This window comes from Brevundimonas sp. (assembly GCF_032107865.1).
GTDB lineage: Bacteria > Pseudomonadota > Alphaproteobacteria > Caulobacterales > Caulobacteraceae > Brevundimonas.
This window is the reverse complement of record NZ_DAMCNG010000390.1, coordinates 1-1,247: the sequence shown is the minus strand read 5'-3', so window position 1 is coordinate 1,247 and position 1,247 is coordinate 1. Positions and strand designations below refer to the sequence as shown.

1 protein-coding gene and 1 pseudogene are annotated in these 1,247 nt (G+C 70.2%); both read right to left on the bottom strand.

Annotated features, from left to right (window positions below; genetic code table 11):
• Positions 1–918, bottom strand: a 918-nt coding sequence (locus tag RT567_RS17020) for an efflux RND transporter permease subunit (RefSeq protein ID WP_313577357.1), incomplete at its 3' end; no start/stop codon positions are given.
• Positions 919–929: 11 nt separating this feature from the next.
• A pseudogene (locus RT567_RS17015) lies at positions 930–1,247 on the bottom strand (efflux RND transporter periplasmic adaptor subunit); the annotation flags it as partial.

Sequence of the window (1,247 nt, the reverse complement as noted above, 5' to 3'; positions counted from 1 at the left end):
GCGGCTGGCGCCGCCCAGACGCGGCGCCTGGCCCATTTCCACGGTCGCCACATCGGCGACGCGCACGACCAGGCCGTTGCGGTTAGCCACGGGCGCCTGAGCCAGATCCTCGACGGTTTGGGCCAAGGCGTCGGTGCGGACGGTCAGGGCTTCGCCCGCGCGCTGCACGTATCCGGCCCCCGCCTGGGTGTTGGCGCGCTCCAGCGCCTGCATCAGGTCGCCCAGGCCCAGACCGTAGCCCGCCAGGCGAGCCGGGTCGGGTCGGACGGCGTATTCCTTCACATAGCCGCCGTTCACGTCGACGCCCGCCAGACCGCGCGCGGTCCGCATCCGGGGCGCGATGATCCAGTCCTGCACAGTGCGCAGATAGGTCGCCTGCGCCTGGGGAGACGCCAGCCGATCGCCTTCGGGCGTCAGATAGGCGCCATCGGGCTGCCAGCCAGGCTTTCCAGCTCGCGCCGCCTTGGCGTCGAAGGGCTTGAAGTCGACGGTCCACATCAGGACTTCGCCCAGGCCCGTGGTGATCGGAGCCAGGCCGGGCTCGACGCCTTCGGGCAGGTTTTCGCGCGCCTGGGCCATCCGCTCGGCCACCTGCTGGCGGGCGAAGTAGATGTCGGTGGCGTCGGTGAAGATGACCGTCACCTGGCTGAAACCGTTGCGGCTGAGGGAGCGGGTGCTCTGAAGGCCTGGAATCCCGGCCATGGCCGTTTCCAGCGGGTAGGTGACCTGGCGCTCCATCTGTTCGGGGGCCAGGGCGGGGGCCACGGTGTTGATCTGCACCTGGCGGTTAGTGATGTCGGGCACGGCGTCGATCGGCAGCTTCGTCAACTGGAACAGGCCCCAGGCGGCGACCAGCGTCGTGGCCAGGACGATGAACCAGCGGAAGCGGACGGACGCCTCGATGATGGCTTTGAACATGATCCCCTCCCTTAGTGGCCGTGCTCGGCTTCGCCCTTGGCCAGTTCGGCCTTGAGGAGGAAGGCGTTGGTAGAGGCGACGCGCTCGGTCCCGGTCAGGCCGCGCAGGATCTCCGTGGAGCCGCCGGCTCGACGTCCGGCCAGCACAGGCTGGGCGCGGAATCCGTGATCGGTCTTGATGAAGACCACCGTGGCGCCGTCGACCGTCTGCACCGCCTCGGACGGCACGGTCAGGGCGCCGCCGGACTGGCCTTCCGTGACCACGGCGCCGGTGACGGGCGAGCCAGCGGGCGGCAGGCGGCCGCTTTCGACCCGGGCGCGGATCACGGT